The organism is Flavobacterium sp. RHBU_24, assembly GCF_046613695.1.
In the GTDB taxonomy this organism is placed as follows: domain Bacteria; phylum Bacteroidota; class Bacteroidia; order Flavobacteriales; family Flavobacteriaceae; genus Flavobacterium.
The window spans coordinates 109,501-125,424 of sequence record NZ_JBKJHD010000004.1; the positions used below are offsets into that span (position 1 = coordinate 109,501).

15 protein-coding genes and 1 riboswitch are annotated in these 15,924 nt (G+C 44.7%); of the genes, 10 read left to right on the forward strand and 5 right to left on the reverse strand.

The genetic code is table 11. The features are described 5' to 3' along the window. Positions 1–2: 2 nt before the first annotated feature. Positions 3–695: a hypothetical protein gene (locus tag ACLI09_RS06210; protein ID WP_411418734.1), complete on the reverse strand. Its 693-nt coding sequence runs from the start codon at positions 693–695 to the stop codon at positions 3–5. A gap of 343 nt (positions 696–1,038) precedes the next feature. On the opposite strand from ACLI09_RS06210, the gene ACLI09_RS06215 reads away from it, so the two are divergent. From ACLI09_RS06215 to ACLI09_RS06245, 7 genes are all read left to right on the forward strand, one after another. Further along, positions 1,039–2,061 carry a DUF4476 domain-containing protein gene (locus ACLI09_RS06215; RefSeq protein WP_411418735.1) on the forward strand — a complete coding sequence of 341 codons (1,023 nt, stop codon included), beginning with the start codon at positions 1,039–1,041 and terminating at the stop codon, positions 2,059–2,061. Between the two features lie 292 nt (positions 2,062–2,353). Further along, a complete protein-coding gene (locus ACLI09_RS06220; RefSeq protein ID WP_411418736.1) occupies positions 2,354–3,055 on the forward strand; it encodes an ABC transporter ATP-binding protein in 702 nt (233 codons plus the stop codon). 76 nt (positions 3,056–3,131) lie between these two features. After that, on the forward strand, positions 3,132–3,704 hold the full coding sequence (locus ACLI09_RS06225; RefSeq protein WP_411418737.1) for a cob(I)yrinic acid a,c-diamide adenosyltransferase: 573 nt from the start codon (positions 3,132–3,134) through the stop codon (positions 3,702–3,704). Between the two features lie 197 nt (positions 3,705–3,901). Continuing rightward, on the forward strand, positions 3,902–4,123 hold the full coding sequence (locus tag ACLI09_RS06230) for a DUF2795 domain-containing protein (RefSeq protein WP_002986941.1): 222 nt from the start codon (positions 3,902–3,904) through the stop codon (positions 4,121–4,123). A 103-nt stretch (positions 4,124–4,226) separates the two neighbouring features. Beyond that, complete coding sequence (gene secA / locus ACLI09_RS06235; RefSeq protein WP_411418738.1) at positions 4,227–7,610, forward strand: preprotein translocase subunit SecA; 3,384 nt, start codon at positions 4,227–4,229, stop codon at positions 7,608–7,610. A gap of 213 nt (positions 7,611–7,823) precedes the next feature. Further along, complete coding sequence (locus ACLI09_RS06240; RefSeq protein WP_411418739.1) at positions 7,824–8,036, forward strand: hypothetical protein; 213 nt, start codon at positions 7,824–7,826, stop codon at positions 8,034–8,036. Positions 8,037–8,044: 8 nt separating this feature from the next. After that, on the forward strand, positions 8,045–8,458 hold the full coding sequence (locus ACLI09_RS06245) for a hypothetical protein (protein WP_411418740.1): 414 nt from the start codon (positions 8,045–8,047) through the stop codon (positions 8,456–8,458). A 144-nt stretch (positions 8,459–8,602) separates the two neighbouring features. Here ACLI09_RS06245 and ACLI09_RS06250 read toward each other — a convergent pair whose 3' ends face one another. The 4 genes from ACLI09_RS06250 to ACLI09_RS06265 form a co-directional block, all read right to left on the reverse strand. Beyond that, positions 8,603–9,694: a YncE family protein gene (locus tag ACLI09_RS06250; protein ID WP_411418741.1), complete on the reverse strand. Its 1,092-nt coding sequence runs from the start codon at positions 9,692–9,694 to the stop codon at positions 8,603–8,605. 19 nt (positions 9,695–9,713) lie between these two features. Beyond that, complete coding sequence (locus ACLI09_RS06255) at positions 9,714–11,537, reverse strand: TonB-dependent receptor plug domain-containing protein (RefSeq protein ID WP_411418742.1); 1,824 nt, start codon at positions 11,535–11,537, stop codon at positions 9,714–9,716. Positions 11,538–11,564: 27 nt separating this feature from the next. Further along, a riboswitch (cobalamin riboswitch) is annotated at positions 11,565–11,776 on the reverse strand. A 94-nt stretch (positions 11,777–11,870) separates the two neighbouring features. Continuing rightward, a complete protein-coding gene (locus tag ACLI09_RS06260; protein ID WP_411418743.1) occupies positions 11,871–12,296 on the reverse strand; it encodes a hypothetical protein in 426 nt (141 codons plus the stop codon). Further along, positions 12,293–12,559 (reverse strand): hypothetical protein, encoded by a 267-nt coding sequence (locus tag ACLI09_RS06265; RefSeq protein ID WP_411418744.1) that lies wholly within the window; start codon positions 12,557–12,559, stop codon positions 12,293–12,295. Before ACLI09_RS06265 ends, ACLI09_RS06260 begins: the two co-directional genes overlap by 4 nt. A gap of 113 nt (positions 12,560–12,672) precedes the next feature. Here ACLI09_RS06265 and ACLI09_RS06270 point away from each other — a divergent pair, with 113 nt between their 5' ends. The 3 genes from ACLI09_RS06270 (at position 12,673) to ACLI09_RS06280 (ending at position 15,876) form a co-directional block, all read left to right on the forward strand. Beyond that, on the forward strand, positions 12,673–13,818 hold the full coding sequence (locus ACLI09_RS06270) for an ABC transporter substrate-binding protein (protein WP_411418745.1): 1,146 nt from the start codon (positions 12,673–12,675) through the stop codon (positions 13,816–13,818). 244 nt (positions 13,819–14,062) lie between these two features. Beyond that, positions 14,063–15,094 (forward strand): iron chelate uptake ABC transporter family permease subunit, encoded by a 1,032-nt coding sequence (locus ACLI09_RS06275; protein WP_411418746.1) that lies wholly within the window; start codon positions 14,063–14,065, stop codon positions 15,092–15,094. Next, entirely contained in the window at positions 15,094–15,876 is a 783-nt protein-coding gene (locus ACLI09_RS06280; RefSeq protein WP_411418747.1) for an ABC transporter ATP-binding protein, read from the forward strand. Before ACLI09_RS06275 ends, ACLI09_RS06280 begins: the two co-directional genes overlap by 1 nt. Positions 15,877–15,924 lie beyond the last annotated feature (48 nt).

Here is a 15,924-nt window from a genome sequence, read left to right on the forward strand (position 1 = left end):
TCTTAGTTAGCAGCATCTTTAGCATTGTCGTTCTCTTCGCCTTTAGCTGTCATACGCTCCCATTTAAATTTAGGGCCGAATTTTAGCTTAAGGTTAGCAATCTTGCCGTTGTCTGAAGATGAAAGGCCTTCTTTTTCAACTGTGTTTTTACGGTTGTCAAGTGCCTCATACCATGCTTTTATCTTGTCAAGATCCTGCCTTGAGTACGAATCTTTGTTGGCATCAAACGTTTCATAAAATTTTTGGTACACGCTAAGGATGTTATCCTTATTTACCCATGCAAACGTCATATCGTTGCCTACTACAGTACCTGCGCCAAAAAGCGTATCGGCTAATCCTGACGGTGCAGCTGTGTTGGCTGCAGCTTCTGCAGCTTGTTTTTCCTGAACCTTAGTTATAGTAGTGGTTTTTACAACTTCATATTTGTCTTTACTCTCTGTAACTTTCGTTGCCGTTTCGGCATCGTTTTCAAGTACGGCAAGTGCAGAGTCTGCCTTGGCCAGCCTTAGTTCATATTCTGCCTGTATGGCTTCCCAGTTAGCTTCCCTTTCTGCTTCGTCAAGCCCGTTTACCGAGTCAACAAATACTACATAATGGTCTACATTTTTTTGGGCGGTTTCTTTAGCCTCGTTTTTGCACGATGTAAATACAAGGGCCGCAGCCGCAAGTCCTAAAACCAAATTTACTTTTTTCATGTTGTTCTGTATTTTTTGTGTTACTTTTTGTTAAGCCAAAATTATACTTACATTTTGGATATTTCAAATCACACCCCCATTTATTAAGAATACTTTAGTAATCTTGTGAGTATTTTAAGAATTTTAATATTTTTTTAAGTATCAAATTTATTTTGCAGGAAAATACTTTCTCAACATTCTGCATAAAAATTGTAAACACTAAAGCCTTAAGATAAAGGCAGATACTACTTCCACCTGTTAATTTATAACATTTGGCACGCCAATTGTATTAATAATAATAAATATTGGTATTTTTGGTGCCAATATTGTAATGATACCATAATAATTAGTAAAATAAAACACAATGAAAACACTTTACTCACTAGTAGTTGCGCTGCTTTTTACCCTTAGTGCAAATGCCCAGATGCAAACCGGCAACCTTACCGTGTTTAGCGAAGACGGAGCACCTTTTTACCTTATACTTAATGGTGAACGCTATAATACAACAGCGCAAACCAATGTGCGTGTAGAAATGCTGCCTAATCCGTATTATAAATGCAAAGTGGTTTTTGCCAATGCAAAAATTGCGCCCCTTGAAAAAACCGTAATGATAGAAGATGCAGACGGTATGATGCTGGATGTTAACTATCGTATTAAAAAAGATAAAAAAGGCAAACGCAGCCTCAGGTTTTATTCGGGCATACCGGCTGTGCAAAACATGGCGCCACCGGCACACTGCGCGGTATACCACTATGGCGAGCCTAACGATATGTATATAGGGCCGGACGGCACCGTATACCACGAAACCGTAGTGCAAACCACCACCACAAACGGCCAGGGATATGGAATGAATGTAAACATGCCAGGCTTTGGGATGAATGTAAACATACCTGCCGATGAGGTAGTTACTACCACTACTACAACCACCACAACGACAGGCGGCGGTTACCAAAACAACAATGGTTACCAAAATAACGGAGGGTATAATAACAGCGGGTACAACAATGGAGGTTACAATAATAACGGCGGCTATGGCAACAACCAGGGCAATTATAACAACCAGAATAATAACGGTTATAATAATGGGGGCTGCCGCAATGCTATGAACAGTACCGACTTTGGCGATGCGCTTGAAACCGTAAGGACAGCTAAATTTGACGATACTAAACTGAGCTCTGCCAAAGAGATTATCGCTACAAACTGTATGAGCACTAACCAGATACTATCGTTAGTTAAGCTGCTTACGTATGAAGACAACAAGCTGGAACTGGCTAAATATGCATACGGCTATTGTGTGGAGCGCAACAACTATTTTAAAGTGGTTAACGCCTTTACCTTTGAAAGCAGCAAAGAAGAACTGAATGATTATATCAAAAGCCAGCGATAAATTATTATTTTGAATTATAATTTTAAATGAAGCCACCTGTAAGGGTGGTTTTATTTTTTATTGAAATTTTGTGTTTCTATACAGGCATTGTAAAGAACATATCCCGTATGAATTTATTACCCGTTTAAATTTTTACAGAAAATATGTAACGCTGCATGCCGATAGGCTACTAATGGTTAAAACAGTGCTGTATTGCCTATAATCCGGTTATAGAAGAGTGGGACAACCGAAAAATCCAACATCTGACAATCCAAAAAAATCACTACTTTTAAGGCGCAATTAATCAACAACAATGGCAGACCCAATAATAGACATAAAAGGCATAACCCGCAATTTTCCGCTGGGCAATGAGATAGTGCATGTGCTTAAAGGCATAAACCTTAGCATAAATAAGGGCGAATATGTAGCCCTGATGGGGCCGTCGGGCTCCGGTAAAAGTACGCTCATGAACTTACTGGGCTGCCTTGATACCCCCACAGGCGGCTATTATGTACTAAATGGCAAAGACGTAAGCCGCATGACCGATGATGAGCTTGCCGAGATACGCAATAAAGAAATAGGCTTTGTTTTTCAAACCTTTAACCTGCTGCCCCGCACCACCGCGCTGGATAATGTGGCGCTGCCCATGGTATATGCCGGCTACAAAAAACCCGAGCGCAACGCCCGCGCCACCGAGGTGCTTACCCAGGTAGGCCTGGCCGACCGTATGGACCACCGCCCTAACCAGCTTTCGGGTGGGCAAAGGCAGCGTGTAGCCGTGGCACGCGCGCTGGTTAACCACCCGTCTATAATACTGGCCGATGAGCCCACGGGTAACCTTGACAGTAAAACATCGGTAGAGATAATGAGGCTGTTTGGCGACATACACGCCCAGGGCAATACCGTAATACTGGTAACCCACGAGGAAGACATAGCTGCCCATGCCCACCGGGTTATCCGCCTGAGGGACGGGGTTATAGAGAGTGATAATGTGAATTTGAATCCTATTAAATAAGCTGCTTAGCTACTAAGCTACTAAGCCGCTAACCGCTAAGAAGCTAAGAAGCTAAGAGGCTGAGAAGCTTCTTAAAATGAAAGTCTACACAAAAACCGGCGATAAAGGTACCACGGCCCTCTTTGGGGGTACGCGCGTGCCCAAGCACCACATACGCATAGAGAGTTACGGCACTATAGATGAGCTTAATTCGCACATCGGCTTGATACGCGACCAGGATATGAACCCCGCTTATAAGCAAACCCTCGAAAAAATACAGGACAGGCTCTTTACCGTAGGTGCCATACTGGCAACCGCGCCCGATAAGGCCATTTTAAAGAACGGTAAGGAACGCCTCAACATCCCTAAAATATCAGAAGCGGATATCCAATTCCTTGAAAACGAAATAGACACGATGGAAAGTGAGCTTGAACCCATGACGCATTTTGTGCTTCCCGGGGGGCATACTACCGTGTCATACTGTCATATAGCGCGCTGCGTTTGCCGCCGCGCAGAGCGTTTAGCGGTGCATTTAATGGAGCTTGAACCCTTTGAAGACAATGTTTTGGCATACATCAACCGCCTGAGCGACTATCTTTTTGTATTGGCACGGAAGTTGTCTAAAGATTTACACGCCAATGAGGTAAAGTGGATACCGGAGAAGCTTTAGCTTCTCTTTAAGTAGCCGGTGTTTAGTGTATAGTTAGCAGGCAGTATTTGCCGAAAGAGTAAGCAACTGAACACTGTAAACTGACCACTGAACACTGATTTCGGCGGACGTTCTTAAATATTTAAATAAAAAGTGAAATTTTTCTTGACTTTTTCAGTAATAAATTTATTTTTGCATAAACTTTAATCGTTTAAAAGATGTATTGGACATTAGAATTAGCATCTTATTTAAGTGATGCACCGTGGCCGGCTACAAAAGATGAGCTTATAGATTATGCCATTAGGACAGGAGCGCCGCTGGAGGTTGTCGAAAACCTGCAATCCATCGAAGATGAAGGAGAAATCTATGAATCGATGGAGGAAATCTGGCCTGATTATCCTACGGACGAAGATTATCTTTGGAACGAGGATGAATATTAAGCGCATAAAATAAATTAAAATGGAAAAGTCTTCTTTCAGGAGGCTTTTTTTTTGGTTAAATTTGCCCCTTACTTTTAGTAAACACAAGTAATTATATAAAATAATGAGTTTAATAAACAGCATACTTAAAGCCTTTGTGGGCGATAAGTCGCAAAAAGACATTAAAGCGCTGCAGCCGCTGGTACTTAAGATTAAGTCGTATGAAGGCGCGCTTGCACAGCTTTCGCACGACGAGCTCAGGGCTAAGACCGTATATTTTAAAGATAAAATACGCGAAGCCCGTGCCGATAAAGATGCAAAAATAGCTTCTTACCTTGAAGAGGTAGAGAAAACTGCCGATATTGATGCCCGTGAAGAAATTTACGCATCTATAGACGCCCTTGAAAAAGAGGCTTATGAGGTATCTGAAAAAACATTGCTGGAACTGCTTCCCGAAGCCTTTGCCGTGGTTAAAGAAACCGCTAAACGCTTTAAAGAAAACAGCACTATTACCGTAACCGCCACCCCTAAAGACAGGGAACTGAGCGCTACCAAGCCATACATTACCATAGATGGCGATAAATCGCACTGGGCAAACCAGTGGAACGCGGCAGGTAAAGAAATTACGTGGGACATGATTCACTACGATGTGCAGCTTATAGGCGGTATCGTACTGCACCAGGGCAAAATTGCCGAAATGCAAACAGGTGAAGGTAAAACCCTTGTGGCTACCCTGCCTATGTACCTTAACGCCCTTACCGGCAACGGTGTGCACCTGGTAACCGTGAACGACTACCTTGCCCGACGCGACAGCACCTGGAAAGCGCCTTTGTTTGAATTCCACGGCCTTACGGTAGATTGTATAGATAACCACCAGCCAAACAGCGAGGCGCGCCGCAAGGCCTACGCCGCCGATATTACTTACGGTACCAATAACGAATTTGGCTTTGACTACCTGAGGGACAACATGGCCCACTCCCCTACCGACCTTGTACAGCGCAAGCATAACTTTGCCATTGTAGATGAGGTAGACTCAGTACTGGTAGACGACGCGCGTACGCCGCTTATCATCTCCGGCCCGGTGCCACAGGGCGACCGCCACGAGTTTAACGAGCTTAAGCCAAAGGTAGACAACCTTGTAAACCTGCAACGCACGTTACTAAACGGAGTATTGGCCGAAGCCAAAAAACTGATAAAAGAAGGCAAGACCAAAGAAGGCGGCTTCCTGCTGCTTAGGGTATACCGCGGCCTTCCTAAAAATAAGGCGCTTATTAAATTCCTGAGTGAGGAAGGCGTAAAACAGCTGCTGCAGAAAACCGAAAACCAGTACATGGCGGATAACAACCGCGAAATGCACAAGGTTGATGAGGCACTGTACTTTGTCATCGAAGAAAAAAACAACCAGGTAGAACTTACCGATAACGGTATCAAATTCCTGAGCCAGGATACTACTGACGGCGACTTCTTCGTGCTTCCGGATATCGGGACGGAAATTGCCAATATAGAAAAACTAAAGCTTCCTAAAGAGGAAGAAACTACCAAGAAAGAAGAATTATTTGCTGATTTTTCTATCAAGAGCGAGCGCATCCATACCCTTACGCAGCTGTTAAAGGCCTACACGCTTTTTGAAAAAGACGTGGAGTATGTAATCATGGATAACAAAATTATGATTGTAGACGAGCAAACCGGCCGTATTATGGACGGGCGCCGCTATTCAGACGGGCTCCACCAGGCTATCGAGGCTAAGGAGAACGTTAAGATTGAGGCCGCTACACAAACCTTTGCTACCATTACCCTGCAAAATTACTTCAGGATGTACAGCAAGCTGGGCGGCATGACGGGTACTGCGGTAACCGAAGCCGGCGAGTTCTGGGAAATTTATAAGCTCGATGTGGTAGAGATACCTACTAACAGGCCTATTTCGCGCAAAGACCAGGAAGACCTTATCTACAAAACCACACGCGAAAAATTCAACGCCGTAATAGAAGATACCGTAAAACTTGCAAATGCAGGGAGGCCGGTACTTATAGGTACAACATCGGTAGAAATATCAGAACTGCTGAGCCGTATGCTTAAGATGCGTGGCATTAACCATAATGTACTGAATGCAAAGCTCCATAAAAAAGAGGCCGACATTGTAGCCGAAGCCGGTAAGCCGGGCATTGTTACCATAGCCACCAACATGGCCGGGCGTGGTACCGATATTAAGCTTACACCCGAGGTAAAAGCCGCCGGTGGCCTTGCTATTGTAGGTACAGAGCGCCACGACTCACGCCGTGTAGACCGCCAGCTGCGGGGCCGTGCAGGCCGCCAGGGCGACCCGGGAAGCTCGCAGTTTTATGTGTCGCTGGAAGATAACCTGATGCGCCTTTTTGGTTCAGACAGGGTAGCTAAAGTTATGGACCGTATGGGCCTTAAGGAAGGCGAGGTAATACAGCACTCGATGATGACAAAATCGATAGAGCGTGCGCAGAAAAAAGTAGAGGAAAACAACTTTGGCCAGCGCAAGCGCCTGCTTGAGTATGACGACGTGATGAACAAGCAGCGTGAAAACGTATACAAAAAACGCAGGCACGCCCTCTTTGGCGACAGGCTGAAAGTAGATATTGCCGACATGATGTATGATATGGCCGAGAGCCTTGTAGCAAGCAACAAGCTTACTAACGACTATAAGAACTTTGATTTCGACCTTATCCGCATCTTCTCTATAAGCGCGCCGGTAACAGAGGCGGAGTTTAAAAAACTTGGCGAAAATGAACTTACGGGCAAAATATACAAAGCGGTTTATGAAGCTTATATCGACAAGAACAAGCGCAACAGCGCGGAGGCATTCCTGGTTATAAAAAACGTTTATGAAAACAACAACGGCCAGTATGAGCGTATTGTGGTGCCGTTTACCGACGGTGTAAAAACACTTAACGTGGTTACTAACCTTGAAAAAGCCTACCAGACCGAGGGCGCTACCCTTATAGATGATTTTGAAAAAAACATCACCCTGGCCATAGTAGACGAAGCCTGGAAAAAGCACCTCCGCAAAATGGATGAGCTTAAGCAATCCGTGCAGCTTGCGGTACACGAGCAAAAAGACCCCCTGCTTATTTATAAGGAAGAGGCCTACAAGCTGTTCCGCAAAACGCTGAACGAGATTAATAAGGACGTGCTTTCGTTCCTGTTTAAAGCCGACCTGCCTTCGCAAAACGCGAATACAATACAGGAGGCAAGGCAGCAACAGCGCGCGCCGCAGGAAAAATATACCGAAATTAAGGAAGAGGTACTAAATACGGATGAAATGGCTGCCGCAGCCCGCGAGGTATCGCAGCAAAGCCAGCAGCGCCAGCCGGTAACCGAAACCATTACACGCGATGCTCCTAAAATTAACCGTAACGACAATGTTACCGTTAAGCACGTTATGAGCGGCAAAACCGAAACCATGAAGTATAAAAAGGCCGAAAGCCTGTTGAATACCGGCGAATGGATACTTACCGCAAGTGAGCCAGCCTCTGAATAGTTTGCAGTTTGCAGTGGTCAGTCAGACAATTAGTAGTTAACTGCTTAATATAGCAAAAGCCCGGGCAGTGATGTTCCGGGCTTTTTTGTTATAAACACGAGCAAATATTTTCGCTGTTGTTAGCACTATGCACGTTAAGGGGCGGTCAGTGTTTACCTTTTGTTAATCTTAAAAAAAGATACATCCTGCCGATAATTTAATTATATTTGATATATGCAAGTTGAAAGAACCAATAACGAAATCCTCATCCGGCTGTCTGCTGATACAGATATTAGCGGGCTGCAGCGCATTTTAGATTATTTAAAATTCAGGGAAATAACAGCTAAAAGCCAGGCTACACAAGACAGTATAAATGAGTTAGCTAATGAATCTAAATCAGATTGGTGGCTAAAGAATAAAAGCCGGTTTCTCATAACTAATCCTTAAAAAACATAATGGAAATTACGGGGCTAATCGTCGGTATTATAGGCGTTATTGTTGCTATCGCTACGTATAACAGACAATTCAATCAACCTCCGCCAGTATTTGAAGAACCTGAACCTATAGCTGAAAAAAATAATTTGAAAGTTCACTTCCAAATGACAAAAAAGTTGTCTTTAGAAGTACAAAACTTGATTCAGAAACATATTGATAAAGGTAATGCAAACAGAATGATGTTTGAAGGAATTACATTTCAGCAATATTTAAACATGCAAAAAGCAGAATTTGATAAATGCTTTTCTGATGAGTTATACAATAATATTGATTTACTCCCGTATAGTAAACAAAATATTGAGAGTATGCTAAACTCAATTAACGGGCAATTTGGAGCTTTACAACAAATGAAATATCAAATGGAACTATTGTAGCTTAACATCAGCGTATACATAATGGGAAGAATTACAAATCCACGCTATATCTACTACTTTCCAATAAAAAATTCAAAATAGAAAATCAAAAAACCCCGCCTGTATAATACAAACGGGGTTACCCTAAAATAAAAGAATTACAACTTATTCGTTAAAATAAAAGCCGGATGGTATTACACCTACGGTAAAGGTATTTTCTAAAGTGCCGGTAAGCGAGTAAATATATACCTTTCCGGCAGCGGTATAATTTCCGGCATCGCCTACATAAATGTGGCCCTCATTAACCTCCATGGCATATACGCCATACACACCCTGGGGGGTAGTGCTAAATATAGCATGCGGCGCAGCAGGCAAATCTGCACCCGGCGAAAAACTAAAAATTTCAGAGTCTACCGTGCAATATATCTTGTCGCCCTCAATGTTAAGGTTTTGCGGGTGTACCATACCGTCAAAAGCAACAGTACCCATTATTGTATTTGTATTCAGGTTAATAACGCTAAGGCTACCCGCTGTTTCGTTCAGCAACGGGTCTACCTGGTTTACATAACTCGGTAAGCCCTCATTAAGCACATATAGTTTATTGCCCTCAACCTCAAGCGAACCCGGTACATCGCCCACCGTAATGGTAGTGGTAACTGTATTTTGCTCGCCGTTAATAACCGTTATTTTATTGCCATAACCGTAACCGCCTTTGTGGGCTACATACAGTTTGCCGTTTTCGGCTATAATAGCTTCAGGGCCTTCCGCTACGGGTATGGTAGTGGTTACCGCGTTTGTAGCCAGGTTTATTACCGCCACATAATCATCGGTTGCAACGCCCCCATCGCCCCAGTTCGTCACGTAGGCTTTACCGCCCTCAAAAGCAATATAGCGCGGGTTAACCAGGCCGGTTATAATACTGGCTACATGGGCAAAGGTGTAACGGTTAACCACCTCAATTTTGTTTGAGGCATTAAGCACGATATAGGCATACTGCCCGTGCAGGCCAATGTCCTGTCCGGTATCGCCAAGTACAGCGCCGCCGTTGTTAGCCGCATAAATATTGTTTTGAAGCGACAGCGTATCAGAGATAAACGATACCGATGCGTTGCCCGCGCCAAAACCGCCTTCGTTAAGCACCAGGATACCATTGTCATACGCGCCCTGCGGGCCGTTGTTTGTGTCATCATCATTATTACACGATACCAGCAAAGCCGATCCTGCAAATAAAGCCACCATTAGTTTGTTAAGTTTCATAAGAGTTATTTCTGTGTTATTAAAATTTAAGGGTAAGATATACATTGTAGTTCCTGCCAGGCATGGGGCGCACGGCCACGTTTTGGTAGGCCTCCCCATACAGGTTGTTTACCTGCCCGCCCAGGCTTAGGCCACTAAACAGGTTAAAGCTGTACTGCGCCCCAATACCTGATACGTTATAAGCATCGAGTTCGGCGCTCATATCGGTAGTGGTGTAAACCAAACCGGTAAACAGGTGGCGATAGTATGCCGAAATATTTTTATGAGAATAGGCCACGCTTGCCGTTGCCTTATGCTTAGGCACATACATCATTTGTGCGGTGCTGCCCGCGCGCTGCGAAATGGTGTACGCATACGTACCGCTAAAGGTAAAAGTGCCTATGGCTGTTTTTTTATTCCAGTTCAGCAGCGCTTCCCCGCCGTAGGTTTTTGCCTCATCTACATTTTCCGGCCTCCAGATACCATCGGTACCGGGAATCCAGCGCAGCATATCGGTTAGTTTTATGTAGTAGCCGGTCAGGCTCAGCGTGGCGTTTTTCTGGGTAAACACATTACCCAGCTCTGCCTGGTAGCTGCTCTCGGGCTTCAGGTTAGGGTTGCCGCTGCCCTGCCAGTACAAATCATTAAACGTAGGTGCACGGAAGTTGCGCGACGCATTGGCCTTTACCGTATAAAAGCTACTCACGGCTATTTTGGCCCCGGCCGAAAACAGTAACGGGCTGCTATACGCACTCCCCAACTCTTTACGGATGCCTGCTTCATAGCCAAAGGTAGTTGTAACCTGGTGCTTAAGCAGTAATGCCCCGGAGCCCGTGTTGCGCTTGTGGGAATTAAGGTCGCTGCCTTCGCCTTTGTTTTGCGTAAAGTCAGCTATGGCGTTAAGTTTTATATTCGCATTAAAATCATAGGTAGCATCGTAGCGTGCAATGTAGCTGCGCACCCGCCCCGATGAATAATTATTTGTGGCAAAGTTTTCAAAATACTTATATTTTTCGTTAAGAAATGCGGCTTTAAGGCGTGAGGTAAAGTTACCATACCGGCCCGTCCATTCTATTAAATTACGCGTGTTTAAATCCTGGTACTTACTGCGTGACGGTGCCGCAAGCGTGCGGCTAAAGTGCCGTTCCCCATCAAACAAATAGCTGTAAAAGCGCAGTATATTTTTATCGGAAAGCTTGTAGCCAAAGGCGGCATTAAGGCTGGTATTTTTATACTGGCCGTTATCGTTATAAATATCATATCCGGGAAACCGGAAGTTGTTATCGCTGCTGTTATGGCTTACGGAGGCATTGGCACTGAACTTTTCGGTTCCGGCGGCCAATTTATAATTCGCGCCAAGCGTATTGTAGCTGCCGTAATCGGTACGGAGGGTGTTAGTAAACTGCTTTGCAAAAACAAGCTTATCATCAAGGTGGATGCTTCCCCCGATAGCGCTGCTGCCATAAGCTATACTCCCCCCCCCTGCACGTACCGATATGTCCTGAAAATCCCGGGCGTTAAGGGTATTAAAATCCGTTTGCCCGTTTAACTGTGAATTGATGTTGATGCCGTTCCACACCACGGCGGTTTGCTGGGCGGTGGTACCCCTGAAGGATGGCGACGAAACCATCCCGGGGCCATTTTCCTTAAAATAAATAGTGCTATTGTAAAGTAATAAGGACGTTAATGAGGGTGCGCTGCGGCTGATTACCGAGTCAGAAAGCTGTATAACTGATTGCGTAGCCGAAAAATCGCGCAATTGCGTATCGGCTATCAGCACTTCTTTAAGCGCAATGGTGTCCTGCTGTGCATGGGCAAGGCCGCACAGGAGTAAAATGAGTAAATACTGCTTTCCAAAAGTCATATCCGGTAAGCCTTTTTTCCCGAAGGCCACGTTTTATACACTCTGGGCAGGTCTCCTGGCTTGCGTGCGGTTGTTTACCTTCCCATGCGCCGTGGCGCACAGTGGTTTTGCAGTTAACAACCGCCCCCGCCGTGGCGGGTAAGCGTACAGTTGCGGGAACAGCCCGGGATTTAAACCCGATTCCCTTTTAATGCCGGTGCATGGTGCATGCACAGGCAACCCTGAATGTGGTGCAAAGATAAACGTTTTACTGAAAATATAGGTTAATCAATTTCCATTAGTTATAAATAAAGAAACTATCAAAAATAAACCCATCGTTTGATGGAGCATATGTTATTCATTATCCTTAGCGGTTATGGGTATTTCCGCATTTCCGGGATTTTCCATCAGATAATGGTATATATTTTGGCTACCTGTGGTTATCGCATAAGCATCAACAAAATTCCACCCCAGTGACTTCATGTAATTTAATGCGTCCATTACCGACCGAAAAATTATCTTTTTCCCATTTTTATCTCTTACGGTTTTATCTTCAAAGAATGTAGCATCCTGGCCATAGTCAATTCGTATATCTACTTTATTAGAAAATAGTCGGCCAGTAGCAACAATCAAACAATATGCAGGAGGATAATTTAAGGTATCACGAGTTTGAACTAATCCTTTGCGCTCATTTAATGTCTGTTGACGCTCTTCTTTGGTCTTCTTTTGAGAAAAACATACTATGGGTAGTAATAAGCAAAGTGTTAATAACTTATTCATAGCTTCTTATAAATTTGCCTGATATTTTTTTCATCGCCGACATAATTACCCGTAGGCCGTTCTTCTATAACATCAATTATTTTTTGTATAGAATCGCTGTCAACTCCTTTTAGCTCAGCTATTTTTAAAATAGCGAGAGTTTGAGCTTTTTGATACTTTAAAAACTTGGGGATACTAAATATTGCTCTTGTTATTGCAATACAAATTAGAGAAGCCAAGACGCAACTTGCAATTAGCGGTAAATTTTCTTTTAAATCATTCATAATTTATTGGTGGTTAAATATTAAGGTGATTGTTTGGATTATATATTGGAAAACAAATATATGAAGTAGCAACGATATATAATTTATAACTTTGCATTCACTGAATATTTTTTATGAAGCACCTCATTACCCTTATTTTCATTGCGGTTTTCGCACTCAGCGGATGCAAAAACAAAACCGCCGAAAAAGCTGAAACCGTTGCCACAAACCATCCTGCAACCAACGCCATTAAATATGCCAAAGGCCTCCGGCTTTATAAATATGACGGTTATACCATCGTAAAAGTTACACAGCCTTGGCCGGGCGCCAAGGAGAGCTTTACCTATGTAATGCAGCAAAAGGGCGCGATAGTGCCGGATAGCCTTAAGCAATATCCCCTGATAAACGTACCTGTTAAAAGCATAGTGGTAACCAGCACTACCCACATCCCGTCGCTGGAAATGCTGGGGGTGGAAAATACGCTGGTGGGTTTCCCCGATACTAAATTTGTGTCGTCAGAAAAAACGAGGGCGCTTATTGATGCCGGAAAAGTAAGGGAAGCCGGGCAAAACGAGAGTCTGAACACCGAAGTAATCATCGACCTTGCCCCTGATGCCGTGGTAGCCTTTGGTATAAACAGCACTAACAAAACCCTTGAAAGCCTGCAACAGGCGGGAATTAAAGTACTATATAACGCCGACTGGACCGAGCAATCGCCCTTGGGTAAAGCCGAGTGGATAAAGTTTTTTGGTGCCCTTTACGGGATGGATGAAAAGGCGGATGCCTTGTTTACAAAAATAGAAAATGATTACGCTTCCGCGAAAGCGCTGCTGCAAAATGTAAAAACCAAACCCACAATTGTGGCGGGTGCCATGCTAAACGACCAGTGGTACTTACCACAGGGCGGCAGTTGGGCAGCCCTGTTTATGCAGGATGCGGGTGGCGACTACCTATGGGCCTATAGCGAAGGCACAGGGAGCCTGAGCCTTTCCTTTGAAACGGTTTTTGAAAAAGCACAAAACGCTGAGTTCTGGATTGGCCCCAGCCAATATACCTCATTGGCGGAAATGGAAAAGGTCAACCCGCATTACAAGGAATTTAAGGCATTTAAAAACAGGCAGGTATATTCTTTTAGTACCAAAACAGGTAAAACCGGCGGGCTGATTTATTATGAGTTGGCCAATAACCATCCTGATTTGGTGCTCAAAGACCTCATCGCAATATTGCACCCGGAATTGATGCAGGGGTATAAATTGCAGTTTTTTGAACGGCTGAAATAGAACGGTTTTACTATAAAGATTTTTTACCACAAAGCGCACAAAGACTTTTCACAAGGTTCACTATGAAAACCGCCTTCGGCGGGAGGTACACACCCGAGGGCTATGCCCGAACTGACGAAGTAAAGCTTTGTGCTCTTACCGGTGCTTAAAAGATTTCCATACGGCTTTGTGCACTTAGTGTAAAATCTTTGTGCACCTTGTGGTAAAAATTTCATTTACATTTAAATATCTTTGAAACCACAAAATGCACAACCGCTCCCGAAATACCATCCTCTTTATCATCATGGGCATTGCCCTGGTGGCGTTGTTCCTGGTAAACATCAGCCTGGGCGCGGTTAAAATCCCCACACAGGATGTAGCGAACGCACTCACCGGAAACGCTACCTCAAAACCCGCCTGGGATTACATCATACTCAATTACCGCCTGCCAAAGGCACTCGTAGCGGTATTGTCCGGCATGGGCTTATCCATAGGCGGGCTACTCATGCAAACCCTTTTTCGCAACCCGCTTGCAGGGCCCGACGTGCTGGGGCTTAGCAGCGGATCGAGCCTGGGCGTGGCCTTTGTAATTATGGGCGCGGGCTTTATACCGGGGGCATTTGGTTTATTTTTAATTTCGGGGTATGGCGTGGTGCTGGCATCAGTTGCGGGCAGTTTTGCGGTGCTGTTGCTGGTATTGGCGGTAGCACAACGCCTGCGAGACACCATGGCCATACTCATCACCGGCATTATGTTCGGCAGTTTTACCGGGGCCATTGTGGGGGTACTCTCCTACTTCAGCACCGCCGAGCAACTGCAAAAATATACTTTTTGGGCACTAGGCAGCCTGGGCAATTTACCTTGGGAACACGTCACTCTACTGGCTGTTATAACCTTTATAGGAATAGCACTGGCTATAACCCGCATCAAAGCGCTGGACGGCCTGCTCCTCGGCGAACGCTATGCCATAAGCCTGGGCATCAACATTAACCGCACACGAATAATCATTATACTCGCGGCCAGCCTGCTTACGGGGGTGGTTACCGCCTTTGCCGGACCTATAGCTTTTGTAGGGCTGGTAGTACCTCATATAGCGCGGCTAATTTTAAAGGCAGGAAGCCACCGCATACTCTTTTGGGGTACGCTGCTTACGGGCGGTATCCTCATGCTGCTGTGCGATATATGTACCCAGATACCCGGCAGCGGCGTGGTGCTACCCATAAACGGCATTACATCTATAATTGGCGCGCCGGTAGTAATAGGGCTGTTATTGCAAAAACGAAAATCCGCTTACTAATGGAAAACACACCTGTTATACTAAGCGCTAACATTAGCATTGGCTACGGCGGTAAAAAGCCGGTAACCGTTGCCGACAACCTTTCGCTTGCGCTGAAAAAAGGCACGTTAACCGCATTGATAGGTGCTAACGGCATTGGTAAAAGTACCTTGCTGCGCACACTAAGCGGGCTGCAAAAACCGCTGAAGGGCGAAGTTTTAATCGGCAATAAAAACCTCAGCAGCTATTCCCGATCAGCGTTAGCGCAGCAGCTTTCACTCGTGCTTACTGAAAGCCCCAATGCAGGTAACCTTACGGTGTTTGAGCTTGTATCACTGGGCAGGCAACCGTACACCAACTGGCTGGGCAGCCTCACGCCCAACGATATTGCCAAAATAAACCAGGCGCTTGCGCTGACCCAAACCCAGCACCTGGCAGATAAAAAATACTTTGAAATTAGCGACGGGCAACTGCAAAACGTAATGATAGCCCGTGCCCTGGCGCAGGATACGCCTGTAATAATTTTAGATGAACCTACCACCCACCTGGACCTTCCGCATAAAATACGCTTGATAAAGCTGCTTAAAAAACTGGCTGCCGAAGAGAATAAATGCATCCTGTTCAGCACGCACGACCTTGATTTGGCACTGCAAATGGCAGACGAACTGGTAATTATGAAAAAGGGCTGCCTTGTACAGGGCAGCCCCGAAACACTGATTAACAGTAATGGAGTTAATAATATTTTTGATGACGAAAGCATCGTTTTTGATACTGAAAAAAGGATGTTCGTGGTAAAGGGATAAGTTTATTGCACTAAGTCGGAAAAGGACTAAAAGCCTGAATTGCTAATT

Coding starts and splice junctions, on each gene's coding strand:
- ACLI09_RS06210 (WP_411418734.1), bottom strand. CDS start 695: ATGAAAAAAGTAAATTTGGTTTTAGGACTTGCGGCTGCGGCCCTTGTA.
- ACLI09_RS06215 (WP_411418735.1), top strand. CDS start 1,039: ATGAAAACACTTTACTCACTAGTAGTTGCGCTGCTTTTTACCCTTAGT.
- ACLI09_RS06220 (WP_411418736.1), top strand. CDS start 2,354: ATGGCAGACCCAATAATAGACATAAAAGGCATAACCCGCAATTTTCCG.
- ACLI09_RS06225 (WP_411418737.1), top strand. CDS start 3,132: ATGAAAGTCTACACAAAAACCGGCGATAAAGGTACCACGGCCCTCTTT.
- ACLI09_RS06230 (WP_002986941.1), top strand. CDS start 3,902: ATGTATTGGACATTAGAATTAGCATCTTATTTAAGTGATGCACCGTGG.
- secA (WP_411418738.1), top strand. CDS start 4,227: ATGAGTTTAATAAACAGCATACTTAAAGCCTTTGTGGGCGATAAGTCG.
- ACLI09_RS06240 (WP_411418739.1), top strand. CDS start 7,824: ATGCAAGTTGAAAGAACCAATAACGAAATCCTCATCCGGCTGTCTGCT.
- ACLI09_RS06245 (WP_411418740.1), top strand. CDS start 8,045: ATGGAAATTACGGGGCTAATCGTCGGTATTATAGGCGTTATTGTTGCT.
- ACLI09_RS06250 (WP_411418741.1), bottom strand. CDS start 9,694: ATGAAACTTAACAAACTAATGGTGGCTTTATTTGCAGGATCGGCTTTG.
- ACLI09_RS06255 (WP_411418742.1), bottom strand. CDS start 11,537: ATGACTTTTGGAAAGCAGTATTTACTCATTTTACTCCTGTGCGGCCTT.
- ACLI09_RS06260 (WP_411418743.1), bottom strand. CDS start 12,296: ATGAATAAGTTATTAACACTTTGCTTATTACTACCCATAGTATGTTTT.
- ACLI09_RS06265 (WP_411418744.1), bottom strand. CDS start 12,559: ATGAATGATTTAAAAGAAAATTTACCGCTAATTGCAAGTTGCGTCTTG.
- ACLI09_RS06270 (WP_411418745.1), top strand. CDS start 12,673: ATGAAGCACCTCATTACCCTTATTTTCATTGCGGTTTTCGCACTCAGC.
- ACLI09_RS06275 (WP_411418746.1), top strand. CDS start 14,063: ATGCACAACCGCTCCCGAAATACCATCCTCTTTATCATCATGGGCATT.
- ACLI09_RS06280 (WP_411418747.1), top strand. CDS start 15,094: ATGGAAAACACACCTGTTATACTAAGCGCTAACATTAGCATTGGCTAC.